This is a genomic window from Caballeronia udeis (assembly GCF_044909315.1).
GTDB classification, from domain to species: Bacteria; Pseudomonadota; Gammaproteobacteria; order Burkholderiales; family Burkholderiaceae; genus Caballeronia; species Caballeronia udeis_A.
In genome coordinates, this window is the sequence record NZ_JBIYEB010000013.1 from 222,724 (window position 1) to 249,209 (window position 26,486).

The following is a 26,486-nucleotide window of genomic DNA, read 5'->3' on the forward strand; positions in this document are numbered from 1 at the left end:
CGCATCCGTGTGCCCGGCATGATTTCAGGCAGCGTAAAAACCGTGTGCCCGTACTGCGGCGTTGGCTGCGGCATGGTGCTGCATGTCGAGAAGGGCGAGGTGGTCAAGGTCTCCGGGGACAAGGAGCATCCGGCGAACTTCGGACGCCTCTGTACGAAGGGCTCGTCGGCCCATGTGGTCTTGCGCAAGTCCGGCCGTCTGGAGTGCGCTTTCATTCGCCGCGAGCGCGATCAGGACCCGATCCCGCTGCCCATGGCGCAGGCAATGTCGGACACCGCTCGCCGTCTGCGCGGCTTGCTTGACGAGCATGGCCCGGACGCGCTTTCGTTCTATGTGTCAGGCCAGATGTCGATCGAGGCGCAATACCTCGTCAACAAGCTCGCGAAGGGGTTTGTCGGCACCAACAATATCGAGTCCAATTCGCGGCTTTGCATGGCGAGCGCCGGCAGCGGCTACAAGCTCTCGTTGGGCGCCGATGGTCCGCCCGGCTCGTATGAGGACATCGACCGGGCCAACCTGTTTTTCGTGATCGGCGCGAACATGGCCGACTGCCATCCGATCCTGTTCCTGCGTTTGATGGATCGCGTGAAGGCCGGGGCGAAGCTGATCGTGGTGGACCCGCGTCGCAACGGCACCGCGGACAAAGCCAGTCTCTTCATGCAGATCAGGCCGGGCACCGATCTCGCGTTGCTCAATGGCCTGCTTTATCTGCTGCATCGGAACGGTCATACCGATGCTGATTTCATCGCCGGGTCCACCGAGGGTTGGGACGCAATGCCCGCCTTCCTGGAAGACTTTTCGCCGGACAAGGTGGCCGGGATCACCGGGATCCCCGAAGCGGACATTCGCCGCGCGGCGCAATGGATGGGCGAGGCGCCCGAGTGGATGAGCTGCTGGACCATGGGTCTCAACCAGAGCACGCATGGCACCTGGAACACCAACGCCATCTGCAACCTGCATCTCGCGACCGGGAAGATATGCCGTCCCGGCAGCGGCCCGTTCTCGCTCACCGGCCAGCCCAATGCCATGGGCGGGCGCGAGATGGGTTACATGGGGCCCGGATTGCCCGGGCAGCGCTCGGTGCTTGTCGAGGAGGACAGGGCTTTCATGGAAGACCTGTGGGGCGTTCCGGCGGGGACGCTCAAGACAACGCTTGGGCAAGGCACCGTGGATATGTTTTCGCGCATGGTGGCGGGCGAGATCAAGGCCTGCTGGATCATCTGCACCAATCCGGTTGCAAGCGTGGCGAACCGGCAGACTGTGGTCGCGGGTTTGCAGGCGGCGGAACTGATCATTGCACAGGACGCGTTCCTCGATACCGAAACCAATCGCTACGCCGACGTCCTTTTGCCCGGTGCGCTGTGGGCCGAGGCCGAAGGGGTGATGATCAATTCCGAGCGCAACATGACGCTCACGCAGAAAGCGATCGCCCCGCCGGGCGCCGCGTTGCCGGACTGGGAGATCATCGCGCGCGTGGCATGTGAAATGGGTTTCGCCGATGCGTTCAGTTATGCATCGGCGGAAGAGGTATTCGCGGAGATCGCGCGGGCGTCGAATCTCAAGACGGGCTACGACTTGCGCGGCGCGAGTCACGAACGCCTGCGCGAAACGCCGTTGCAATGGCCTTGTGCGCCGGACGCCGCGGCCGATCGAAATCCGGTTCGTTACATCAACAACGGCGTGAGCCAGACGCTCAGGCAAATGCCGGACGGCAGCCGCCCACGCCTGGCCTTTCCCACATCAAGCGGCAAGGCGGTCTTCTTTGCACGTCCGCATGTGTCGCCCGCGGAAATGCCGGACAGTGAACGGCCCATCGTGCTGAATACCGGACGCTTGCAGCACCAGTGGCACACCATGACCAAGACCGGCAAGGTGCCCATGCTGAACAAGCTGAACCCCGCTCCGTTCGTGGAGATTCATCCTGAAGATGCGGCGTCGCTGGGGATCAAGGCGAAGGATGCAGTCGAGATTCGCTCCCGCCGGGGCCGCGCTGTCTTGCCGGCGGTCGTCACCGATCGCGTTCGTGCGGGCAACTGTTTTGCCCCCATGCATTGGAACGATGTATTTGGCGAAGATCTCTGCATCAACGCCGTGACGAATGATGCGATCGATCCAATCTCGCAACAGCCGGAATTCAAGTTCTGCGCCGTTGCGCTCAGCCGTGTGGCGCCCAAAGCGGACGCGGTGAATCCCGAAACGCGTGACGATACGGCCAACCCGGAGCACACCGGGCCCGTTGCCGCCGATCACGCCCGTACGACCCAGGAACTGGACATGTCCCGTATTGATGCCCTTGCCACGCTGCTCGGGATTCCGGAAACACCGCCCCCCGAACTCAGCGAGACCGAACGCACCTACGTCGCCGGTTTCATGAGCGGCTTGCGCTCGATCCAGGGCCGGGCAGCGGGCGGGGTTCCGGCCTTGCCGCTTGGTGCACCCGTGGGTCCCGTTACGCGGCTCTGGCTTGATGGTGTTCTCGCGGGCCTCTTCAGCCGCGTGGAAGTGCTTCCGCCGACGGCCGCGACCACCGCCGAGTCCTCCGTCCGGATCGCACGGGCGCGGCCGAAAGTGGTTTTACTGTGGGCATCGCAGACGGGGAATATCGAATCCTTGACCGAGCGATACGCGACGCAATTGATGGAGTCCGGCTTTGAGATACGGACCACCTGCATGGCTGACTACGCGGTTTCGGACCTGGCAAAGGCACAGTACGTCTTGCTGATGACCAGCACGTTCGGTGACGGCGATGCCCCGGACAACGGCCAGGGTTTCTGGACCGGGATCAGTGCCGACAACGCCCCGCGTCTGGATGGCGTGCGCTACGCCGTGCTGGCCTTCGGCGATCGCAACTACGACGCGTTCTGCGGCCACGGCCGCAAGCTCGATGCCCGTTTGCGCGAACGCGGAGCGATCCGTTTGCTGGAGCGTGTCGATTGCGATGCCGAATACCAGCCCGCTGCCGACGCATGGATCGAGCGGATTGTCGCGCGGATCAAGGAAGAGGATGCGGCGCTGCATGCGGTCCCGGCCGACGGCATGATTCCGGCCGTGCTGCCCGGCACGGTGCCCTCGAAGTCCCATCCGGCGGCGTCGCGGCTGGTGAAGAACCTGCGGCTCAACAAACATGGCGCGACGAAAGACACGCGCTATTTCTCGCTGGCCACGGCCGGAGCGGGGCTTGATTACGAGGTTGGCGATGCGCTCGGCGTCTGGCCGAGCAACTGCCCTGAACTGGTCGATGAACTCATCGGCCTGAGCGGTCTCAAGGCGGATATGGCTGTCAACGTGGCAGGCGTGGGCGAGATGCGGCTGGCCGATGCGCTGGGCAAGCACTACGAAATTGCCCGCCCGAATCACGACGCGCTGGCGTTCATCGCCGCCCGGACGCGCAACGGTGCAGGGGGTGCGGACTGTCCATTGAGCAGGCTGCTGCGCGAAGACAGCAAGCCGGACCTGAAGAAATGGCTATGGGGCCAGCAGCTGGCCGACGTATTGCATGAATTCCCGGTGGAGCTGTCAGCCGGGGAACTCGTTGGCATGCTCAGGCGCATGCAGCCGCGTCTGTACTCGATCGCATCGAGTCCGAAGGCACATCCTGACGAGATACATCTGACCGTGTCGGCGGTCCGGTACAACAATGGCCGGCGTCATCGCAAGGGCGTGTCCTCGACCTTTCTCGCCGATCGTGCGGTGGATGTCAGCGTGCCGGTGTTCATCCAGAAGTCGGCGCATTTCCGTCTTCCTCATAGCGGCGATGCACCCATGATCATGGTCGGGCCCGGGACGGGCGTGGCCCCCTTCAGAGGCTTCCTGCACGAACGCCTCGCGCGAGGCGACACCGGTCGCAACTGGCTGTTCTTCGGCGAGCAGCATGCGACCACGGACTATTACTACGGCGATGAACTCGACGACATGCGCCGCAAGGGTCTGCTGAACCGTCTTGATCTTGCCTTCTCGCGCGATCAGGCCGACAAGATCTATGTGCAGGACCGCATGCGTGAGCATGGCGCGGAACTATGGTCGTGGCTTGAGGCCGGTGCGCATTTCTACGTCTGCGGCGACGCAAGCCGCATGGCCTGCGATGTCGACGCAGCGCTCAAGTCAGTCGTTGCCCGGCACGCAGGCATCAGCGACGACAAGGCTCAGGAATACGTCAGTGACATGGTCAGGGACAAGCGTTATGTACGTGACGTGTATTGAGTTTCGCGCGAAAGCCCCGCCATTTCCCTAACCGCGCAACTGCTGCGCGGCGATGTCTTCAAGCGAGCGGCCACGCGTCGGCACGCCCATCAGCACCACCGCTGCCGCGCCGATCAGCAGCACGAACGTGGTTGTGCCAAACACGCCTGGAAAGCCCAGCAACGGATACACATACCCGACCAGAATAGGGGCGGCGATCGCACCCAGCCGGCCGATCGATGACGCCAGGCCCGCCCCGGTCGCGCGGACATCGGTTGGAAAAACCTCGGGCGTGTAGGCATAGACACCCGCATAGGTGCCGTTCATGAAGAACGACAGAAGCACACCGGACAGCATGATGCCCGCGTCGCTGCGCGTGAGCGCAAGACCCAGCGCCGAGACGCCTCCGAGCACCATATACGATGCAATGGTTGCCTGCCGGCCGATCTTCTCGTTCAACCAGGCGCCTGAGAAATAGCCCGGAATCTGCGCAAGGTAGATCACGAGCGAGTACGAGAAGCTGCGTGTGATCGTCATGCCGTTCTGCACGAGCAGACTCGGAATCCAGGTGAAAAAAGCGTAATAACTGAAGGTGATCGACAACCACATGAGCCACGTCATGGTGGTGATGCGTGCGAGCTTGCGTGACCAGAGCGCCTTCACATTCGCGAGCGCCGAAGCCCGTTCGGCTGCAATGGGAACCTCCGCCGCGGCCGCCGCGTCAGTTTCCGGCAAGGGTTCGAGTTTCACGCCTGCGGCCATCAACTCGGCTTCCGCTTTCGCGACGATCGCCTCGGCCTCGGCGTGCCGCCCGCGTGCGACGAGCCAGCGCGGCGATTCGGGCAACGCGCGCCGCCACCAGAGCAACATCACGATCGGCAGCGCGGTGATCACCATGACCACGCGCCATGCGTTCGGCGCCAGCGGGATCACGAAATAACCGAGCAGCGCAGCCGCCACGAAGCCAAATGAGAAGAAGCCGGCCAGACTGCCCGTGAATGAACCGCGATACCGCCGCGCGACAAACTCCGACAGGAACGGCGCAACGATCGCGCTTTCGGCGCCCGTGCCAAGTCCGGCCACAATGCGTGTCGCGAGAAAAAACGGCCAGTCGTGCGCGGTTGCGCTGGCCAGCGACGCGACGCAGTAGATCACCAGCGCGACCATCATCACGCGGCGCCGGCCGATCAGGTCGCCGAGAATGCCCGCGAGCATCGCACCCAGGAAATAGCCGATGAACGTGCCGCTGCCGAGCACACCCGTTTGCACACTGCTGAGAGACCACTGCGTCCGCAGCACCGGCAGCAGGAACGCGAGCACGGCGGCGTCCATTGCGTCGAAGGTGTAACCGAGACCGCCCATCAGCAGCAGCCGTCGATGAAAGGACGAAAACGGCATGCGTTCGATACGGGCGGAAATCGTCGACATGGGTAACGCGCCTCGCTGGAAGGAGTGAACGGATTCGGCTGGGTGTTTAAGCGTGCTCGAGTTCGTCGAAATGGATATGGCCGCCCTTCATTACCAACGGAATGTGTTCGCCCTGACCGAGCAGGCAGTCTATGGATCGCAGCGGATTGCCGTCCACGACCAGCAGATCGGCGAATGCGCCCGGCACGAGGCGGCCGAGTTTATCGGTCATGCCGAGCACGTCGGCGCCTGTTACCGTTGCGCTTGCGATGGCTTCGGCCGGCGATAAAACCTCCGCGCGCAATCGGAATTCATCGCTTTGCAGGCGCTGCGATTCGCCGAGCAGATCCGTGCCGAAGCCCATGCGCACGCCCGCGTGTTTCATGATCTCGAGGGACCTGAGGCCGGCTTCATGCACGTCGGCCACCTTCGCGAGGCTCGCCTCGGGCAGCCCGTATTTGCCGCCCTCGCTGGCGAGTGCTTCGTAGGTCACCAGCGTGGGGACCACGAAGGCATTGTGTTCCGCCACCAGGCGGGCGGTGGTGTTGTCGATGAGATTGCCATGCTCGATCGTGCGCACGCCGCAGCGCACCGCGCGTGCAATGGCGTCCGGTGTGTAGGCATGGGCCAGCACGTAGGTCTGGCGGCCGCGCGCTTCTGCCACGATCGCGCGGATTTCGTCCTCGGAGTATCCCCATGCGCCGACGGGGTCGGTCGGCGAGGCCACGCCGCCCGACGCCATGATCTTGATCTGGTCGGCGCCCATCTGGAGTTCCTCGCGCGCGGCGCGGCGCACCTCGTCAACGCCGTCCGCTACCCGCGTGAGGGCGCCTACGCGGACGCAGCATCCGCAGGGTGCGTCCGGTGGCATGTAGTCGCTGCGCGTGCGCATGTCGCCGTGACCGCCGGTCTGGCTCAGCGCGCGGCCGGAGACGAACATGCGGGGGCCCTCCGCCAGTCCGGCTTCCACCGCCTGCTTGAATGGGTAGCCTGCACCGCCGGCGTCGCGAATAGTGGTGAAGCCTCGCCGCAGCATCGCGCGCATCAACGGGACGGCGCGCAGCGTGACGAGCACGTTGGGCAAGGTCATCACGCGGGGGAGGTTGAATTCGATGGCGATGACATGCACGTGGAGATCGATCAGGCCGGGCATCACTGTCTTGCCTTTCAAATCGATCACACGGGCACCGGCGGATTTGATTGGCCGGTCGGATACTTCCTTGATTAGCCCGTTTTCGACCAGCACCTCATGGCCGGGAATAAGTTCTGGCTGCAACGGGTCCAGCAGCGCACCGTTGCGAAACAACACCGACGTCATCGCGACTCTCCTTGGAAGGTGGAATCCGGGGGCGCGGACTGCAGGAGTGGACGCGCCAGCGTGGGCTTGGACTGCACGTGCAGCAAACTATACGCCGCGCCCGGGCGAGCACGCCAGCGTGTCATTAATTGCATAAGGAAAAGAGCGGAGACAAGCGGTAGGGGTTCCGCCATCACCGAGCTCTGCGCGATGCGGGGTCTCGCCTAGTTTTCTTTGGAGGCTGGCGAGGCGAACACAGCACTCATGCGGTCCGTTTTATCGACTGGCTTTGCAATGGCCGAGAATCGTGTCCGGATGCGCTTGCGCAGGGGTTCTTCGTAGAACCTGAAGATCAGGAGGCTCGCCACGACGGCGAACAACATCGCGATCCAGCCATTCGACTGCCTGAATCCCGCTATATACGCGAGATAGGCAATCGGCACGTGGATCAGGTACAGCGAATAACTTGCTTCACCCAGTCTGATGAATGTCCGTCGATTCAGGACGTTGATCACCGGGCGCTCGAGCAGCGCCAGTCCCAGGATCAACGCGGCGAACCACGGTGAGGCGAGGTAGAACGCGGGAGAAACTGGCCGCCATACCCCAAGAACCGTCAGGGCGATCAACGCGCCGCTGACGAGTTTGATGCCCAATGCGTGCCGGCTCACACCGTGTGCGCGCAGTTGGTGGAACAGGATGGCGGCATAGATGCCGGCAACGAATTCGAAGAGGCGGGTCAGCGGCAGCCCGACGACAAGGAAGCCGCTGCGCGACAGCGGCAGGAAGGTTTGCAGGAACACGATCCAGAGTCCCTGCATCAGGAAGAAGCCGATGCAGGCAAATGTCAGCCACGCCAGGCGCATGGACATCATTTTCCGCAGCATGAGCGGAAACATCAGATAGAAAAACGCTTCACACGAAACGCTGTCGGACGGTCCGTTCCAGGGCTGGTTCACGGCAGCGAACGGGAACCACGCATTCAGCAATAACAACTGGCAGACCAGACTCACGCCCAATGACAGGTACACGTGATTCTTGAGCGCATACCATTGCGCAAGCAATGACGGATCGTTGCCGCTGAGCAGGTACAGCGTGGTCGGAACGCACAACGCCAAGGCAAGCAATATGCCTGGATAAATACGGGCGAACCGCGCCTGATAGAAGGGCCGAGGGCCCTTGACCGGCAGTTGATCGCGGTAGGTAAAGGTGAGGATAAATCCGGACAGCACGAAGAACAGGGAAACGGCGGGACGACCGCCATCGACGAAATCGAAGACCTGCGACGGGAGGCGGAGCAGACCCAGTTCTGAGTAATGCGAAACAACCACCGTGATGGCGGCAAGGAAGCGGACGCTGGTCAACGCGGGTAGGGAACCGCCAGACTGGTCTATCGGCGCGCGCACTGTGCCTCCCGTTTTGACGTTTTATCGCTTGGGCAGCGTATCACCGCGCAGACACGATCAATGTCCGGCAGCACTCGTAAGATGCAATTGGCGGACTGCTCCGTTACTTTGGCGGTATTCAATGCCACTACGCGGTGTAGCGAACGAGCGCTCGAACAAGGCTATGATTGTCTTCAGACAATTCGACCGCCGCATGAGCCGCATGAGCCGCATGATCTGCATTAATTGCCGGTCGGCCGCCCCGCTATCTATCGACTAAAGGAGACCTGCATGAGCAGCGTGGACGTTGTACAAACAGAGCGCGCGAACGAAATTGCCCGGCGGGTGGAAGATTTTGTGCGTACGGTGGTAATCCCTTATGAACGCGATCCGCGTTGCAGCAGTCACGGCCCGAGCGACGAACTGGTGGGGGAACTGCGCGGCAAGGCGCGGGCTGCAGGCGTCCTTACGCCGCATATCCTGGACGGAGGCGACCACCTCACACAGCTTGAAACTGCAACCGTCCTGAAGCGCTCAGGCTTGTCGCCGCTTGGCCCCGTTGCAGTAAATACCGCCGCGCCGGACGAAGGCAACATGTACCTGATTGGCAAGATCGGCACTGCCGTGCAGAAGGAACGATTTCTTGCGCCGCTAGTAGCGGGTCATGCGCGCTCGGCTTTCTTCATGACCGAACCCGCGTCCGACGGCGGCGCGGGTTCTGATCCTTCCATGTTGCAGACCACGGCCAGACGCGACGGCGAGCACTGGGTCATCGAAGGTACGAAGGCCTTCATTACCGGTGCTGAAGGGGCATCGGTCGGCATTGTGATGGCGCGCAGCAACACCGGCGAAGACGGCGATGACAAGGTCAGGGCGACCATGTTTCTTGTCGACCTGCCGCATCCCGCTATTCATCTCGAGCGCATTCTCGACACGATCGACAGTTCGATGCCAGGTGGTCACGCGGTGGTGCGCATCAACGGGTTGCGCGTGCCGGACAGCCAGGTGCTGGGTGAAGCGCACGAAGGGTTCAAGTATGCGCAGATCAGGTTGTCGCCCGCACGGCTGTCGCATTGCATGCGCTGGCATGGCGCGACCACACGCGCGCATGAGATCGCGACACAATACGCCTGCACGCGCCGCGCATTCGGCAAGTTGCTGATCGATCACGAAGGCGTGGGCTTCATGCTCGCGGAAAACGTGATTGACCTGCAGCAGGCGGAACTGATGATCGACTGGTGCGCAGCCGTACTCGATGGCGGTTCATTGGGTACATCGGAAAGCTCAATGGCAAAGGTTGCCGTGGCCGACGCGCTGTTCCGAGTGGCCGACCGCTGCGTTCAGGTCATGGGCGGCACCGGCGTATCCCGCGACACGGTGGTCGAGCAAGTGTTCCGCGAGATTCGTGCGTTTCGCATCTACGACGGCCCCACTGAAGTCCATAAGTGGTCGATCGCGAAGAAGATCAAACGCGACACGCTTTCTGCGCTTGACGGCCGCTAGCCGAGGCTGAAAACCTGCCCAGGCTCGCGACTGACCAGTCCCGATCATCCGAACAACGCGCGTGCTTGCGAGTACCCGAGCGCGCGATGCGATTCCCATTGAACGTCGTCGAAGAATTGGTCAGCGGTTGTTTCATGCGGGAAATCGGGGCTCGTGCTCTTGTATTGACGGACGTCATGAGGGGCGGCCGCGCTCAGGCGCGGTTTGATCGCGAGGATCTGGCCAGCGCGCCCGTCCGGAAACGCAACCATCAGGCGAATCGCGAGGTAGGCCGGGTCTTTCGCGAAATCATCGAATGATTTCGCAATCATGCGTGGGTTCAGCCTCAAGCCATCGGGCGAAGTGATCTCGCACGATGATTCATAAATCTCGATACCGAAGTCGACGCGAACCCGCCTCGTCAGGTTAGCCAGATCATCAAACTGATAGCCTGGATCGCAACCGTTGTCGAAGATGACGATGAACGCCAGTTGGCGGCGCAGCAATTCGTATGCACCGGTATTCTCGAAGTGACCGCCGTCCGTCAGATACCAGCGCCTGCCTCGCGGTCCGTCGAACTGTCCGAGCAGTTCGCTGGTCAGGCAGAACTGCGTGCCGAACACCTTCTCGCGAAAAGGGTGCCTGGGATCCTTGTTGTCCGGAATCGGTACGCGTCTGCGCGGGTTGCTCGCCCTGCCCCGGCGAAGGGGCGCGGAGTACGTGTCCCACCAGTACCCAAGGCGAATGTTGGCAATGCCCAGCAGCAGTGAATAACCCGGATGCGTCATTTGTCCAAGTCCGGTGCTCACCGCCGCGCCTGAGATCGCGATCCAGTCGCCCAGCATCATTGACTCGAGCCAGATGCCCGGTGTCGGGTGACCGGACAGGATGTGGGAAGCGGGCGTGGAGATGTCGTTCGCGCGATTCCATTCGCATTGCAGCACGCCCAGTTTTGCGCCAACGGTCATGCCCGCCGGCCCGACGCTCATGATCATGCCGCGCGCACCACGCTGCACCAGCGACGAATTCCAGTCGATGGTCTTGTTGACCGTGGTGTTGATCAGATGGACCGGCGCACAACTCAGGCCGTGGTAATACTGGCCCATCGCAATGCTGTCGCCGGGAACGAGCGACGTGACGTCGCGGCGGTTCGCCTGGTCGAGCCGTACGCTATTCGTCGCGCCAATAAATGCACGCGTGAGGCGCGTGCTGTAAAAGCGCTGGTAAGTCGAGAGATTGAGAAACTGGATGCAGAGGCCATCAATGATCGCGAGGATCAGTATGACGCAGCAGGTGGCTCCAAGGAACAGCAGGCCGTTGTGATTGGCATCCTGCAAGGTGCCCGGGAGCCGGTCGAGGAGCGTGGACTTGTCTGCATAGTGCTTCAATGCGGCAGCGACGGCGCGGGCGGCGATCGACCAGAACGTCAGCGTGAGCAAGGCGGCGAGTATGGCGGCGACCGTGGCAAGCACGATCCGCGGTACCTTCATCAGCCGGTTCGTGACGGTGCTGCCCTGGGACAAAAGGAACTTGGCCGCCGCCCAGATCGCCGCGCCGGAACTTGCCAGTACGCCAAGCGAAGCAGGCACGAATGAAGCATCGGTGGTAGTGGTGGCGGCAGCGGTAGTGGTTGCTGTTGCGGGTTCGCTCGACGTCGCGAACGCGAACGCGCACGCTTGCGAAGCGGTGCCCGCGCCAAAAAAGTGGTGAGCGAAGACGGGCGCGCATGCGTAGCCTATCTGACCGATCGCATCAATGGCCGCGATCGCGGCTGCCCAGATCATGACCTGGATGGGACCGGAAAAGAAGCGATGACGGCCGAAGCGAAGCGGCGTGGTGTACGCGTTCGTCAATGCGTTGCGCAGGCGGTCCGCGAATGCGCGGCTGTCGAGGCGGGATGCGGGCTTAGCTCTGGGACCAGCGCGCCACGCCATGCCCGACGTTCCCGGCGACGCGTTGCTGTTCACGAAGATCCATGCTATAGCGAACGCCAGGACAGCGAGAATTTCGGTAAGGATCACGAACCATGAACCGATGCCAATAAACGAATAATCCCTGGCGGCCGATGAGCCCACCGCGGAATGCACCGGCAGGATGGTCCCTGGCCGATTGATCTCCACGCTGACCAGGGCGATCAGGGTCACCAGCACCAGCGAGGCGGCAGGCAATACCTTGTAGATAGGATGTGTGCCCTGAGCGAGATTTTGCGTGAGCCAGTATGCACGGCTCAGCGGTGAAATGAGCAGGATGGAAATGGCCAGCGCCAGCAGGCCCGGAACTGATTTGAGCAGCGGGTGCCAATGATCGGCGAAGCTGGCGAAGTGGAAGATCGTGTAATTCGCGAGGCTGATCCAGAGCAGGATGGTCAGCAGCGACACCCCTATGACATATTGCAACGCGAACCAGTTTCGCAGCGAGAAGGCAACGGATTGCAGCACGTCGCTCATGCCGTTCGGCACGAGGTAGTTGCAGTTATCGCGCAGGTACGAAATGGGCGTGACCGAGGCGGCCTTGCTGGCGGACGCCTTGGGACCCAGCGTATCGGCAGCCTTTTGCGCTCGTGTCTCAAACTCGCTTGGTGGCGCTTGCGTGCCGCCGGCGCGCAAGGTATCGGGAACAAAAAGGCTGCCATAGAACGCCCCGATGTAGCTTCCCCCCGATACCGTGGATACATAGCTGAAGTGTTTCAGCACTTGCTGATCCGCCATGGCTTGCAGGACGCCGAGTGAAAATACCGCGCTGCGAATACCGCCGCCCGAGATGGCGAGGCCGGGTATGGCGGCGGCATCGTGCGGGTTGCCGGAATGCTCCTCAGGCAGCGGGTCGAGCCCGACCGCCTGCCTGTGACGCCGCGCTTGTGCGATCTCGATGCCGATGAAGTCCGGTGGCAACATGGAGGAGGCATGGTCTTCGGCATTGGCGGCGGGGGGCGCCGCCGGAAGCAAGGGGCGGCGCTTTGCGGGCATACGGCGTCCGAACAAACAGGCGATGAGATTCAGCATGGCGGATTTTCCCGAAAGACTTTCGTGAGTCGGACGCTCTTAGTGCCTGGATGCGCATTCGGTGTTTGTAACGCCTAATTGTCAGAACAATGCCCGGACGGTGTTCTGGTGGTCCGGTTATCGCGGCGCCTGACGAATGTACTGCAAAGTGTTTTACGTGTGGGAGGTTTCGCGACGACGCAGGAGTGCGTTGGTCGGTATCGGCGGAAATAACGAGGGGAAAAAGCGAGGGGGATGGAGAAGCCGGGCGATAGGGATTCAAGCCCGGGCACGTGATGAGTTCGAGCTTGAATCCTGACGTGACGGAAGCTGTCTTGCTTCATCCGTTCTGCGTGCTGCTTTTGTAGCTTTCCGTGCTGGCGAATCCCTTGAGGATCAGCATCAGGTGGAAGTAGAGGCGTTTGCTGAGCCCGTAGTTGTACGCATACAGATGCGCAAGCGCGATGCTGAGGCCCTGCATGGGTTGGTGGTTGCGTGCGTACACCGACACGACAATGGGCACGATCCGCTTGAGCGCCAGTTCGCGCGCGGACTCAAGGCTGCTGTCCAGCTTGAGCGACTTGAGGAAGTCGTACGCCAATACGGCCGCAGCGGTGGTGGAGCGTGCCGTGGTCTTGGACATCGAGACATCGGTCTTCCGATAAAACGACACGTATTCCTTGAGGTAATACACCTTCGTGGCTGCAATGCAGATCTGCGCGCCGAACACGAATTCACAGCCAATGCCGTACTGCTTCCGGTAGCTGATTTTCTTGACCAGATCCGCATTGGCGAGCCAACCGTTGTTCGGCATCATCTGGATCAGGCCGGTGCGCCCCGGATTGTCTTGCAGCCCGGTCACGGCTTCCGTGCGGTGGTAATCCGTATTGAGCTTACGGCTGGCTTCGATATCCACGCGCCCGGTATCGTCCATTTGATATTGGTCGCCGAATGCGATTTCCAGGTCCGGGTGAAGGTTCCAGACGGACAGCAGGCGTTCTATACAGTCGGGTTTGAGCGCATCGTCATCGTGGATAAGCAGGATTTTATCGCCCGTCGCCCGCTCGAAAAGACTGGCGATATTGTCTGCCTGCCCAAGCGGCGGTTCATTCTTGACATAAGAGATGCGCGTTTCGTGCAAATAGGTTGTATCGATCAGGTTGCGCGTACGGGTATCGCTGGAATCGTCGCCAATGACTATTTCGATGTTCGAGTGAGTTTGGGCAAGACACGAGGTGAGCGATTCCATCAGCAGTTCGGGTCGATTGCACGTTGGCAGGCAAATAGAGATCTTGGTCTGTCGCATGATGTCTTCACCGTAGGCTGAATGATTGGATCGACCGGGCATATTCGGGTTAAACCGCGAATAGTGGCGTCGGATTATTGAAAGTCTGCGTAAGTTGAAAGACTGCGTAAGGGTGGCGTTGTTGGTTTTATACGGTTGCGCATTTATTTCGTCAACGCGATTAAATGGCGATAAAACCCGCTCGATTTATTTTCTATTTTTTTCTATGCAAACGCTTAAGAATGAGCGCTCGAATGCCGGGGCATTCAAGCGCTCGTGCCCAAGGCAAAAACGATCTATTCGCCTTCGAGGTTGTAACCGCTGAACCCCATGAGCGCGGACAAGCGGCCGGCCATCTCGCCGACCATCCTGCACACTTCGTCGAACTCCGGATTGATCTTTTTATCAATGCGCTCGAGATACGGCACGTTGACCGCGGCAATGGCGTCGCCACTGCTTCCAATCACGGGAAAGGCCATGTTGGTCACCCCGCGCATCTGCCGGCTGGGCACGATCTCATGCCCGGTCGCGCGAATCTCGTCGAGCAACGCAAGCAGGACCGCCGGCTCCACGTCGTTCTCGCCTTCCACGCGCCTATGCGCGGCGAGCATCCGCTCCCGTTCGGCAATGTCGCGAAACGCGAGCAGCACGTGGCCTGACGAGGTGTCGGTGAGGCCCATTACCGCGCCGACTTTCAAGCCGAAGGACCATCGCTCGGGGCTGTCGACTTGCGCGATGACCGCGACGCGGCCGCTGTTGTAGATCGATAAATGGCACGACTGCCGCGTTGCATTCGCGAGATCGCGCAACAGTGGCAGCGCCATGGCGGTCAGCGACCGGATGGGCTGTTGCCGGTGCGCCATCTCGAAGAGCTTGAGCGTCAGCGTGTAACGGTCGTTGTGATCACCCTGCACATAACCGCGGCGCTCGAGCGTCACGACCATGCGAAAGATTTCACTCACGGTGCGGCCGAGTTTCACTGACAGTTCGTTGAGCGTGTAACCCTCGGCCGTGTCCACGAGCACGTCGAGAATATCGAGTCCTTTTTCGAGGGCGGGCGCGGCGTAGCGCGGGCTGTCGGCGTTCTCGCCGGATGCGTTCCTGGAGGGTTTCAGGACTGTATTCATGGCAATGTAGTGAGCGGAAAAGAGCGCGTTGCCGTCAAGCTGAGCGAGGCGGTCAAAGTGCTTGATCGCGGTTGGCAATGCGCTCGGGCAAGCCGAAGAGAATCAGCAGGGCCGCCAGGATCAGGACCGCCGCAATGGCGTACAAGCCACCGGAGGGCACGCCGGTGATATCGACTACCTTGCCTACCAGATACGGGCTGATGATGCCGCCCAGGTTGCCGATGGAGTTGATCAACGCAATGCCGCCGGCCGCTGCCGTGCCGCTCAGGAACGCAGGCGGCAAGGTCCAGAACACCGGCAGGCAACCGATTGCACCCACCGCCGCAATCACGAGCGAGATCATGGCAAGCGTGGTGTCATGAGCGAAATATGCACTCAGCATATAACCGATACCGCCCACGCCGACCGCCAGCCCGAGGTGCCAGCGCCGTTCGCCGCGCCGGTCCGAGCTCCTGCCCAGCGCGACCATGCCGATGCCCGCGGCGGCATAGGGAATGGCAGTGAGCAGGCCGATGGTCATCGGGCTGGTGATACCGGTGTTCTTGATCAGTTGCGGCATCCAGAACGTCAGCCCGTAGAGTCCCATCAGCATGAAAAGATAGATCAGCGAGAGCAGCAGCGTGCCGGGCTGGCGCATGGCGTCGATGAATTTGTGCGACGTGCCGTGATCCTCGCGATCCAGGTTGGCTTGCAGCACGGCTTTCTCTTCAGCGCTGAGCCATTTCGCGCTGGCAATGCGGTCGTCGAGCATGGCGAGCACCAGCAGGCCGAGCAGGGCGGTCGGCAAACCTTCGAGCAGGAACAGCCACTGCCAGCCCGCCAATCCGCCGAGACCGGCGAAGCGCGTCATGATGAAGCCCGACAAGGGGCCGCCGATCACGCCCGAGATGGAGATCGACGTCATGAATAGCGCATTGATACGCGCTCGTCGCTTGGACGGAAACCAGTACGTGAAGTACAGGATGATGCCCGGCAGGAAACCCGCTTCTGTCGCGCCAATCACGAAGCGCAGCACGTAGAACCACGTCTCCGATGTGACGAACATCATCGCGGCAGAGGCAATGCCCCACGAGATCATGATGCGGGCGATCCAGACACGCGCACCTACCCGGCTCAAGATCAGGTTGCTGGGGATTTCGAAGATGAAATAGCCCACGAAGAAGATGCTGGCGCCAAAGCCGTACGCGGCGTTGGAGAGTCCCAGGTCACCCTGCATCTGCAGCTTGGCGAAGCTGATGTTGACGCGATCGAAGTAAGCAAAAATAAAGCAGACGATCAGCAACGGCACGATGCGCCACACCGCCTTTCTATACGCATTTTCTTCAAGCGCGGCAGCGGCTTCCGGGCTCGCGGCGAGCGGAATCGATCCTGACATGGAGGTCTCCTCTTGTGTTTTTATATTCTTGAACTATACGAATCAATCAGGATCAATTCGACCAGCCGCCGTCGATCATGTGGATCGCGCCGGTGGTGAACGCGGATTCGTCGGAAGCGAGGTAAGTCACCAGCGCCGCGACTTCTTCCGCGCGCCCGACACGGCCAATAGGCTGACGCGCGACGAACGCGGCGCGGACCTGTTCTTCGTCAAGATGCGACGCCGCCGCCTGGCTGGCAATCCGCCCACGCAGCGACGGCGATTCGATCGTGCCGGGGCAAATCGCGTTGCATCGGATAGCCTGGCCCACGAAATCCGCCGCAACAGACTTCGTCAAACCGATTACGGCCGCCTTCGAGGCGCCGTAAACAAAGCGGTTGGGCACGCCTTTCACGCTTGACGCCGCCGAGGCCATGTTAATGATCGATGCCCCTTTGCCCGCCTCGATCATCGCGGGGAGGAACGCGCGAATGGTCCGGTACATGGCCTTGACGTTCAGGTCGAAGCTGAAATCCCAGTCCTTGTCCGTGCACTTGAGGATGTTGCCGTCGTGGACGTAACCGGCGCAATTGAACAGCACGTCGAGCGGGCCGGTTGTGGCGGCGAACGCGTCGACATCGGCGGAATCCAGCACGTTCAGCCGTGCAGTGCGCAAGGTGGAGCCGGCGCCAGCGTCGCGGGCTAGTTCGGCGAGTGCGCTTTCGTCGATATCGGTTGCCCAGACGTGAGCGCCTTCGGCCGCCAGCATCAGCGCGGAAGCCCGTCCAATGCCTTTTCCGGCAGCCGTCACCACGATGTTTTTGCCTTCGACACGCTTGACCATTGATGCTCCTTGTTCGGTTGTGGATCCCGTCGATGCGGTTCCCCGCATGGGTTTCGCGTTCAATTTTCACATATGAAAAGAACTTTTATAAGTAAAGGTAAACGCTGAGAGGCGCGTGGACGGGCTTCCGGAGGGGTTTCCGCGCTGGCCGACGGCAGGGGTGGGTGGTCCGCCGGCGCGCGGGCAAAAAAGCCGCGCGAGCGAAAACGGTCGCGCGTGATACCGTTCCCCTTTTTCCAGCCAGGAGACGGCCATGCCGACCGGACGAGTAAAGTGGTTCAGCGATGCAAAGGGTTTTGGTTTCATCACCCCCGATGACGGCAGCGAAGAGCTGTTCGCCCATTTCTCGGAGATCAAGACTGAAGGTTTCAAGTCATTGCTCGAGAACCAGAAGGTGAGTTTCGATATTGGCCAGGGCCCGAAAGGCAAGCAGGCGTCGAACATCCAGCCTGCCTGAAACCCCTCCGGGTCCCGTTTGAATTGCTTTTGAATCCCGCAGGCCAGTACCTAGTACCTGCTGGTCAGCGTCGTGCGAAGCGCGGGTGTCCGACCCAGCCCCAAGCTGTTGCCGCGCGACGCGGGCTGCATGGCTATCACGCGTGCCGCTCCGGATGCCGCAGCCGCGAGTTATTGCGTCCATACGAGAAGTAGATCACGAGCCCGATCACCAGCCAGACCACTAGCCGCACCCACGTAACGAGCGGCAGGCCGGTCATCAGGAGCACGCAAAACAGGATGCCGAGAATGGGCACGACCGGCACGCCCGGGACGCGAAACGGCCGGTTCGCACCGGAGTCGCTGCGCCGCAGGTAGATCACCGCGCCGCACACCAGGACAAAGGCGAACAGCGTGCCAATGCTCACCATCTCGCCCAGCACGCTGATTGGCGTGAAGGCCGCGACAACAGCGACGACCAAGCCAATCATGGTCTGGCTGAGGTGAGGCGTCTTCAGGCGCGGATGAACCTGCGCGAACAATCCGGGCAGCAAGCCATCCTGCGACATCGTGAAGAAGATGCGGCTCTGTCCGTACAACAGCACAAGGATCACGGTTGTCAGGCCGGTCAGCGCGCCGATCTTGATCAGGATCGAGAACCACGTGAGGCCGATTACGTCCACGCCCCTCGCAATAGGATCGGGTACGTTCAATTCCCCATAAGGCACGAGTCCGGTGAGCACCCCCGCCACCGCGATGTACAGGACCGTACAGATCACCAGTGAGCCGAGAATGCCGACCGGCATGTCGCGTTGCGGTTTCCTGGCTTCCTGGGCACAGGTCGATACCGCATCGAAACCGATGAACGCAAAGAACACGACCGCGGAGCCGCGCAGGATTCCGCTCATGCCGAAGTTGCCGAACTCGCCCGTGTTCGCCGGGATGAACGGATGCCAGTTCGCGGGATGCACGAAGAACACGCCCAGCGCGAGAAACGCGACCACGACAAACAGCTTGATCGCGACCATGACGTTATTGAGCCGCGCCGACTCCTTGGTCCCCATCACCAGCATCAACGTGAGGATCGCGATGATGAAGACAGCCGGCAGGTTGACCATGCCCGCCACGGATGTTCCGTCGGCAAGCTTCACCATGGTGCCGGGAGCCGCCGCCAGCCGGGGTGGAATGGAGATGCCCACGTTATGGAGCAGGCTGACGATATAGCCCGACCAACCGACCGCAACGGTGGACGCGCCCATGGCGTACTCGAGGATCAGGTCCCAGCCGATGATCCACGCAAACACCTCGCCCAGCGTGGCGTACGTGTAGGTGTAGCTGCTGCCGCAAACGGGCAGCATGGCCGCGAGCTCGGAATAACACAGCCCGACAAACGCGCACGCAATACCGCCCAGAATGAACGACAGGATGATGGCCGGTCCCGCGAACTGCGCGGCGGCGGTGCCTGTCAGCACGAAGATGCCGGCGCCGATGATGGCGCCAATGCCCATTGCCGTAATGCTGAGTGCGCCCAGCGTCTTCGCTAGCGGGCGCTCGCCGCCATCAGCACTCTTGACTATATCCGCAACGGATTTACGCGCCATGTAACTCGTGTCAGCCATGATGTGTCGCCTCGGTTGTACGTTGGTGGGCACTAGTTGGCGCGGACGTATTGCCCGGATCAACTTGGCGAGTCACTACGAAAAACGCTTGATGCAAGACGACTCACGCCGGCTCACTTCACCGAGTGAGCGACGCTGACGGATTTAGTCTATGCCTAATGAAATTCAAAGTGAAGCTATGCAATGCCCTGATCTCGCACCGCTCGGGGTGCAAGATCAGCGTGGCATGCACAGTGCTACAGAGGAGGATTGAACAAACGCGTGAGCACGCAACAGGTTTGCGGCAATGCAACGTTCAACGAAGCGCCCGGAGCTTCGTATTGAATCGGTATCAGTGCTTGCGGCGCTCACGTACTGCAGCAGCAAGCGTCTGCAAGACCGGTTCGGTTTGTGTCCACGCGAGGCAGGCATCGGTAATGGAGACGCCGCGGCGCAGTGCTACACCGGGCTTCAGATCTTGCCGGCCTTCTTCCAGATGACTTTCGATCATCACGCCGATAATGCGTGAGTCGCCGCCGCTGAGTTGCCGCGCGATGTCCTGACCCACCTCGATCTGACGCAGATGCGACTTGCCCGAGTTCGCATGCGAGCAATCGATCATCACCTGCTCACGAAGGCCCACGTCCTTGAGTGCAGCGCAGGCGGCGGCGACCCCTTCGCTATCGTAGTTCGGCCCCTTCTTGCCGCCGCGCAGGATCACGTGCGCGTCTGCATTGCCGCGGGTTTCGAAGATGGCGGCCATGCCCATCTTGGTCATGCCCATGAACGCGTGGCTTGCTTGCGCCGCGACGATTGCGTCCGCTGCGATCTGCACGCCGCCGTCGGTGCCGTTCTTGAAACCGATAGGGCAGCTAAGCCCGGACGCCAGTTGCCGATGGCTCTGACTCTCGGTCGTACGCGCGCCGATAGCACCCCATGCAATCAGGTCCGCGATGTACTGCGGGCTCAGCAGGTCCAGAAACTCGGTCCCCGTTGGCAAGCCGATGCCGCTGATCTCGAGCAGTAGTTGGCGTGCACGGCGCAGGCCTTCGTTGATCCGGAAGGTGCCGTCCAGAAGCGGGTCGTTGATATAACCCTTCCAGCCCACCGTGGTGCGGGGTTTTTCGAAGTACACGCGCATCACGATCAGCAGGTCGTCGCGCAGTTCGTCAGCGGCGGCCTTCAGGAGATGGGCGTATTCAAGCGCCTGGTCATGGTCGTGAATCGAGCACGGTCCGACGACAACAACCAGACGGTCGTTGCGGCCGTGAAGAATGTCGGCTATTTCAACGCGGCTTTTTTCAACCAGCGCCTGCACGGCGAGCGGCACGGGCAGGTCGTCTTGCAGCAGCGCAGGGGAAATCAGCGGACGGACGGCACCGATGCGGACGTCGTCGATGCGGGTAGTGTCTTGCGTCGAGTCGGCACGGCCGGCCTCCTGGTCGTGAAACGGGTTGTCGAGGCGGCTCATTGGATGATTCTCCGGAAAACAAGGTGACAGACCCGGATTATCGCATTTGAGCCGTGCTTTGGGACGCAGCCAAGACTGAAGCCGGTTGCTCGTGCCCGTGGTTGGATTTACAAAATCCAATGGGTCCACGAGCGCGAGTGAAACAATGGGTCACCCGGATCTTTATTCCGCCAGCGCGTTCCCGCCGGGACCTGAACGCGGCTCGATCATCACCTTGACCACGATTGTCAGCAGCACGGCCAGTACGAACACGCCGCCGGCGAGGAAGTAGAGACCATCGGCGAGATTGCCGGTGTGTTGCTTGATCGCGCCGACCGCGAACGGGCCGATATAACCGCCCAGGTTGCCGATCGAATTGATCAGCGCAATGCCCGCGGCCGCTGCGGGCCCCGCCAGAAAGCGGCTGGGCAGCGTCCAGAAGATCGGTTGCGCCGCGTACAGCCCGAACGCGGTGAAGCACAGCGCGCCGAGTTGCACGACCGGCGACTGCGCCGCCGCCGAGACGAACAAGCCCGCCGCACCCAGCAGGGCGCTGCACGCAATGTGGACCAGGCGTTCGTCGGTTTTATCGGAATGACGCGGCACGGTCAGCAACCCGGCGACGGCGAACACGTACGGAATCGCGGAGAGAAAGCCGGTTGTCAGGTTGCTCACTCCAAAGCCCTTGATGATGGTGGGCAGCCACATCGACAGACCGTAGATGGCGAGCGGATAGGGCAGGAAGTAGAGCGCGAGCAGCAACACGCGCACGTCCTTTAACGCGCGCAACGGGTTTGCATGCTCGACCCGCGCGCCGGTGCGGTGCTCCTGGCCGAGTTCGGCTTGCAGCCACGCGCGGTCTTCAGTGGAGAGCCATTTCGCGTCGGCGGGGGTATCGGTGAAAAAACGCAGCGTCGGCCATGCCAGCAAGATGGCTGGCAAGCCGGTCAGGATGAACAGCCACTGCCAGCCGTGCAATCCCGCCACGCCTTCCATGCCTAGCAAGCCGCCGGCGAGCGGCCCCGTCACGATCAGCGCGAAGGGCTGGGACAACAGGAACAAACCGAATATGCGCCCGCGATGCCGCGCCGGAAACCACTGGCTCAGGTAGAACACCACGCCCGGATAAAAACCCGCTTCGGCCGCACCAAGCAGGAAACGCAGCACGTAGAAGCTCACCGGCCCGTTGATGAGCGACATGGCTACAGTGATGGCGCCCCACGTGCTCAGGATGCGCGCGAACCAGCGGCGCGCGCCGAAGCGCACGAGGAAGACGTTGCTCGGCACTTCGCACAGGAAATAGCCGATGAAAAACAGGCCCGCGCCGAGACCGTACGCTGCATCGCCAATGCCGGCATCCGCGTTCATCTGCAGCTTGGCGAAGCCGAGCGTGGAGCGGTCAATGTAGGCGACCAGATAGAGCAGAATGAGAAACGGGATGAGCTTTGTCGTCATCAGCCTGATGACGCGTGTTTCGCGATTCAAGATTTCGTCTCCGGTATCCTTTTTAATTAAAGTAATACTAAACCTTGTCTCGATAACAATCCGGGCGCGTATACCCGCAATTTAGTCATACTATTTTGGACTTTTCGTCGCCGTGCTTATGCTATGCGTACGTCGGTCAGGACTGAGGCTTTCTTTCACTGAACATGGACTATCGACATCTCCGGCAAGGCAAAAGCATGCACGGGCGCATCGTGCAGGATCTCGGCATGGATATCGTCGGGGGCAAGGTTGCGCCCGGTGAACGGTTGCCCGCCGAAGTGCTGCTGTGCGAGACCTACGGCGTGAGCCGCCCCGTATTGAGGGAGGCGACACGCGTGCTGGTCGCCAAGGGGCTCGTGGTGTCGAAGCCGCGGGTGGGCAGCGTCGTCAGGCCGCGCGCCGACTGGCACATGCTCGATCCCGACGTGCTCTACTGGACGCTCAGCAGCGTGCCCGAAGGCGAATTCTTCCGGTCGCTGCTCACCGTGCGGCGCATCATTGAACCTGCTGCTGCAGCGCTCGCGGCGACCAGCGGCAGCAGTGACGACCTCGCACGGATCGAGGCCGCTTACGAGCGCATGGAAGCCGCCGCAACCGCGCCGGAATTGCTCGAGCCCGACCTGGAGTTTCATCGCGCGATCATGGCCGCCACGCACAACGACATGCTTGCGTACATCGGCAATATGCTGTCGCTGGCGTTGTCCGAATCCATCCGCCTGACCAGTCGTCATCCCGATACCCAAGCGCTCTCCTTGCCGAGGCACAAGGCGATCCTGACGGCCATTCAAAGCCGCGATCCGTTGGGCGCGCGGCAGGCCAGTCTGGTGCAGCTCGAAAGCGCGCGCGTTGATGCGGACAGCGTGCTCGACGAACGCGGTGGTGCGCGCCACGCTTGATGGCGATTCAATTTAACCAATCAGTGGGAGATATAGTAAGACTATTTCCTGACTAACTCGGGTTTACTCTGTTACCGATAACATCGAACGCGAAATATAGTGTGACCATTAAAAGCCTGTGAAAAGGCGTTCATTCGCGAAGACGAGGAGACGGATGTGGCTGACAAGCTCGTATCTCCAGCCGGAGTAGCAGCCGGCGCCGGCATGAATTTTCGCTGGACCGTGCTGATATGGCTGGTGGCGGGCGGCATCATCAATTACATCGACCGGGCGAGTCTTTCCATCGCCGCACCGGAAATGATTCGCGAACTCGGGCTTTCACGCACGCAGATCGGCTTGCTCGGCACCGTGTTCGCGTGGACCTACGCGGTCATGCAATTACCAGCGGGCTGGGTCATCGACCGCTTCGGCGCGAAGAAGGCCTACGCGGTTGCAATGATCTGGTGGAGTGTCGCGACCTACATGACCGGCGTGGTCGGATCGGTCAGCGCGCTGCTCGTGATGCGCGCGTTGCTGGCGGTGGGCGAAGCGCCGTGCTGGCCGACCTCGGCGAAGATCACCGCCGCGTGGTTTCCGACCAGGGAACGGGGGTTCGCCACGGGCATCTGGGATTCATCGTCAAAATGGGGGCCCGCGCTTGCGCCCGCTGTGCTCGTCGCGTTGATGATCGCGTTTGGATGGCGCTCCCTCTTTCATGTGGCTGGGGCTGTCGGCATTGCATTCGCTATTGTTTTTCTTTTTCTTTATCGAAATCCCGAGCAGAGCAAGCGGCTTTCGAAGGAAGAGTTCGCTTATATAGAAGCGGGCGGCGGCGGACGCGAGCGGTCGATCAGCAATTCAACGCACGAGTGGCGCGGATTGTTCACGCACCGCAGCGTGTGGGGCATGATCCTCGGCTACTTCTGCGCAATCTGGTTGTGGAACCTGTTCCTCGTGTTCCTGCCGCTGTATTTGCTCGATCGATTCCATATATCGTTCGTACAACTGGGTATTTACGCGAGCATTCCATGGATTGGCGGCGCGGTGGGCGAAATCATCGTGGGGTACCTGACCAAGAAGATGGTTGATCGTGAAATGGCGACGCCTATTGACGCCAAGCGCATGTGGATCGTGATCTGCGCGATTGGCGCGGCGGTGTCAGCGGTGGCGATCCCCTTCGTCAATTCCCTCGGTCTCACCATCACGCTGATGACGCTGGGTCTTGCGTTCCTCGCAGCGATCATTGGTGCGGCGTGGGCGCTGGCGTCGGACGTTGCGCCCAAGTCGATGGTCGCCTCCGTCAGCGCGATCCAGAACTTCGGCGGATATTTTGGCGGCGCGTTCTCGCCCGTGGTGGCGGGGTTTATCGTCGATAAAACTGGCTCGTATTCAATTGCGTTGATTTCAGGCGGGTTGATTGCGGGATGCTCCGCGCTGTTTTATTGGTTCATGGTGCGCAGGGTGGTGCCGGAGCGGGGAGGGGTTGTTTAGCGCCGCGGACGAGTTTTCTGGCTGCCCGAAATTTCGCAAATGATGCATTGCTGATAGTTGTGTCTTGATTTCGCTCCAGCTTCCATCCGGCTTTTGTCAGGGAAAAATCTTGACGTGCTCCAAAAACCAGCCTATAACCATCTCATTGGATGGTAATTGGATGGTTTTCGATGATCGAGAAAGTAGTTGAAGTACTCAGGCCAAAGGGCGGTGAGACGGAGAAGATCACGATCAACCTGGGTCCGATTGACTTGGGGCAGATCGACCTGCTGGTGGAAGAGGGGTTTTATTCCAACCGCACGGACCTGATTCGCACGGCTATCCGCAACCAACTGGCGACCCACGCTCAGGTCCTGAACGAAACGGTGACGCGGCGCGCGCTGGTTCTGGGCATGCAGCACTTTTCGAAGCGCGATCTTGAAGCGGCACGAGAGGCGGGCGAGCGGTTCGATATCCAGGTGTTGGGGCTCGCGAGCATCGCTGCCGACGTGTCTCCCGAACTGGCGCTCGAAACGATCGCATCGATTGTCGTGCTCGGCGCTTTTCACGCCTCGCCGGCGGTGAAAGCCGCATTGGCCAACCGGATTGCTTAGTGATCCTTGAAGAAAGAAAAAGCAGGGAATAATGGGAAAGACAATGAAACTCAACGAAGAATTCCTGCATTCAATGCAGGATGCAATGAAGCTGCTGCGCACGCGCGGCCCGCAGGAAGCGACAGCGGCACTGCAGCGTGCGCTTGGCGCGCACGCTCAGCCGGCACCCCAAACGAATACAGATGCACCGGTCGTAACGTATCCGGGCAGCTTCACGACGCATACGTTCAGCAACGCCGCCGGTCATCGGAACTACAAGCTCTACGTGCCGAAGCATCACAACGGCCGGCCCTTGCCGCTGGTGGTGATGCTGCATGGCTGCACGCAGGATGCCGATGACTTCGCCGCAGGCACGCAAATGAACGCTCTGGCAGAGCGGGACGGGTGCATCGTGGTGTATCCGGTGCAGCCGCAGGGGGCGAACGCATCGAAGTGCTGGAACTGGTTCAAGCCCGCCGATCAACGGCGCGACAGCGGCGAGCCGGCGTTGATTGCAGGCATCACGCGTGAAGTGATGTCGAAGCAGGCAGTCGACCCGTCGCGGGTATTCGTGGCCGGTTTGTCGGCGGGTGGGGCCATGGCCGCCATCATGGTCCAGGCGTATCCGGATCTTTACGCCGCGGCGTGCGTGCATTCAGGGCTCGCCGTGGGTTCGGCGCATGACCTGCAGTCGGCACTGGCGGCCATGCATGGCGGAAAATCACCTCGTGTTCGTCGAGCGGAAGCACCCAAGCGACCGCTGATCGTGTTTCACGGTGATGCCGACGCAACTGTGCATCCATCCAATGCAGCGGAGTTGTTGCGCGGCTTCGACGCTCAGGCTGTCGTATTCGACGAGACTCCCCGCACCGAAGCGGGCAAGCGTACCAGCACGGTCGAACGGCTGAAATCAGCGGGCGGCGTTGATGCAGAGCTGTGGCTTATCCACGGTGCTCCCCACGCGTGGGCGGGCGGTAGCGCCAATGGTTCGTACACCGATTCAACGGGTCCTGATGCGAGCACCGCCATGATGCGATTTTTCCTCGATCATCCTTTGCAACACTGACCCGTAACGCATTACAGAGTACCTGGGGATTCAAGACGAAAGGGCCAATGAATGGCCCTTTCGTTTATCGTGCAACTCAATAGTCGGCCCTGAACAATTAGTTTTCTCAGCTGGGGGTCTAGTCGCCAGGGTCACACGCGAGCGGCCGAGTTCAGCAGCATGGCCAGCATAAGGGC

The 26,486-nt window shown here is 61.1% G+C and carries 18 protein-coding genes; 7 read left to right on the forward strand and 11 right to left on the reverse strand.

Annotated elements, in window-relative coordinates; all coding sequences use genetic code 11:
* Positions 1-18 precede the first annotated feature (18 nt).
* On the forward strand, positions 19-4,200 hold the full coding sequence (locus tag ABH944_RS21855; RefSeq protein ID WP_404608491.1) for a bifunctional nitrate reductase/sulfite reductase flavoprotein subunit alpha: 4,182 nt from the start codon (positions 19-21) through the stop codon (positions 4,198-4,200).
* A 27-nt stretch (positions 4,201-4,227) separates the two neighbouring features.
* On the opposite strand, the gene ABH944_RS21860 is transcribed toward ABH944_RS21855, so the two are convergent.
* From ABH944_RS21860 to ABH944_RS21870, 3 genes are all read right to left on the reverse strand, one after another.
* A complete protein-coding gene (locus tag ABH944_RS21860) occupies positions 4,228-5,607 on the reverse strand; it encodes an MFS transporter (RefSeq protein WP_404608490.1) in 1,380 nt (459 codons plus the stop codon).
* A gap of 46 nt (positions 5,608-5,653) precedes the next feature.
* Positions 5,654-6,904 carry a metal-dependent hydrolase family protein gene (locus ABH944_RS21865; RefSeq protein WP_404608488.1) on the reverse strand — a complete coding sequence of 417 codons (1,251 nt, stop codon included), beginning with the start codon at positions 6,902-6,904 and terminating at the stop codon, positions 5,654-5,656.
* 203 nt (positions 6,905-7,107) lie between these two features.
* Positions 7,108-8,286: an acyltransferase family protein gene (locus ABH944_RS21870; protein ID WP_404608487.1), complete on the reverse strand. Its 1,179-nt coding sequence runs from the start codon at positions 8,284-8,286 to the stop codon at positions 7,108-7,110.
* A gap of 270 nt (positions 8,287-8,556) precedes the next feature.
* On the opposite strand from ABH944_RS21870, the gene ABH944_RS21875 reads away from it, so the two are divergent.
* On the forward strand, positions 8,557-9,768 hold the full coding sequence (locus ABH944_RS21875; protein WP_404608485.1) for an acyl-CoA dehydrogenase family protein: 1,212 nt from the start codon (positions 8,557-8,559) through the stop codon (positions 9,766-9,768).
* A 44-nt stretch (positions 9,769-9,812) separates the two neighbouring features.
* Here the strand turns inward: ABH944_RS21875 and ABH944_RS21880 are convergent, their stop codons facing one another.
* The 5 genes from ABH944_RS21880 to ABH944_RS21900 form a co-directional block, all read right to left on the reverse strand.
* Positions 9,813-12,749 (reverse strand): patatin-like phospholipase family protein, encoded by a 2,937-nt coding sequence (locus tag ABH944_RS21880; RefSeq protein WP_404608483.1) that lies wholly within the window; start codon positions 12,747-12,749, stop codon positions 9,813-9,815.
* A gap of 319 nt (positions 12,750-13,068) precedes the next feature.
* On the reverse strand, positions 13,069-14,034 hold the full coding sequence (locus tag ABH944_RS21885) for a glycosyltransferase family 2 protein (RefSeq protein WP_404608482.1): 966 nt from the start codon (positions 14,032-14,034) through the stop codon (positions 13,069-13,071).
* 275 nt (positions 14,035-14,309) lie between these two features.
* Complete coding sequence (locus ABH944_RS21890; RefSeq protein WP_404608481.1) at positions 14,310-15,218, reverse strand: IclR family transcriptional regulator; 909 nt, start codon at positions 15,216-15,218, stop codon at positions 14,310-14,312.
* Positions 15,193-16,515, reverse strand: coding sequence for an MFS transporter (locus ABH944_RS21895; protein WP_404608479.1), 1,323 nt, complete (start codon positions 16,513-16,515; stop codon positions 15,193-15,195). Before ABH944_RS21895 ends, ABH944_RS21890 begins: the two co-directional genes overlap by 26 nt.
* A gap of 52 nt (positions 16,516-16,567) precedes the next feature.
* Entirely contained in the window at positions 16,568-17,338 is a 771-nt protein-coding gene (locus ABH944_RS21900; RefSeq protein WP_097268250.1) for an SDR family oxidoreductase, read from the reverse strand.
* A gap of 253 nt (positions 17,339-17,591) precedes the next feature.
* On the opposite strand from ABH944_RS21900, the gene ABH944_RS21905 reads away from it, so the two are divergent.
* A complete protein-coding gene (locus ABH944_RS21905) occupies positions 17,592-17,795 on the forward strand; it encodes a cold-shock protein (RefSeq protein WP_031363642.1) in 204 nt (67 codons plus the stop codon).
* A 136-nt stretch (positions 17,796-17,931) separates the two neighbouring features.
* Here ABH944_RS21905 and ABH944_RS21910 read toward each other — a convergent pair whose 3' ends face one another.
* From ABH944_RS21910 to ABH944_RS21920, 3 genes are all read right to left on the reverse strand, one after another.
* Positions 17,932-19,392: an amino acid permease gene (locus ABH944_RS21910; protein WP_404608477.1), complete on the reverse strand. Its 1,461-nt coding sequence runs from the start codon at positions 19,390-19,392 to the stop codon at positions 17,932-17,934.
* Between the two features lie 331 nt (positions 19,393-19,723).
* Positions 19,724-20,842 (reverse strand): 3-deoxy-7-phosphoheptulonate synthase, encoded by a 1,119-nt coding sequence (locus ABH944_RS21915; protein WP_404608476.1) that lies wholly within the window; start codon positions 20,840-20,842, stop codon positions 19,724-19,726.
* Between the two features lie 162 nt (positions 20,843-21,004).
* Positions 21,005-22,306, reverse strand: coding sequence for an MFS transporter (locus ABH944_RS21920; RefSeq protein WP_404608475.1), 1,302 nt, complete (start codon positions 22,304-22,306; stop codon positions 21,005-21,007).
* Positions 22,307-22,470: 164 nt separating this feature from the next.
* Here ABH944_RS21920 and ABH944_RS21925 point away from each other — a divergent pair, with 164 nt between their 5' ends.
* The 4 genes from ABH944_RS21925 (at position 22,471) to ABH944_RS21940 (ending at position 26,310) form a co-directional block, all read left to right on the forward strand.
* Positions 22,471-23,202 carry a FadR/GntR family transcriptional regulator gene (locus ABH944_RS21925; protein ID WP_404608474.1) on the forward strand — a complete coding sequence of 244 codons (732 nt, stop codon included), beginning with the start codon at positions 22,471-22,473 and terminating at the stop codon, positions 23,200-23,202.
* Between the two features lie 156 nt (positions 23,203-23,358).
* On the forward strand, positions 23,359-24,672 hold the full coding sequence (locus tag ABH944_RS21930; RefSeq protein WP_404608472.1) for an MFS transporter: 1,314 nt from the start codon (positions 23,359-23,361) through the stop codon (positions 24,670-24,672).
* Between the two features lie 170 nt (positions 24,673-24,842).
* Positions 24,843-25,265, forward strand: a complete 423-nt coding sequence (locus tag ABH944_RS21935; RefSeq protein WP_404608470.1) for a CopG family transcriptional regulator — start codon at positions 24,843-24,845, stop codon at positions 25,263-25,265.
* 43 nt (positions 25,266-25,308) lie between these two features.
* Entirely contained in the window at positions 25,309-26,310 is a 1,002-nt protein-coding gene (locus ABH944_RS21940) for an extracellular catalytic domain type 1 short-chain-length polyhydroxyalkanoate depolymerase (protein WP_404608469.1), read from the forward strand.
* Positions 26,311-26,486 lie beyond the last annotated feature (176 nt).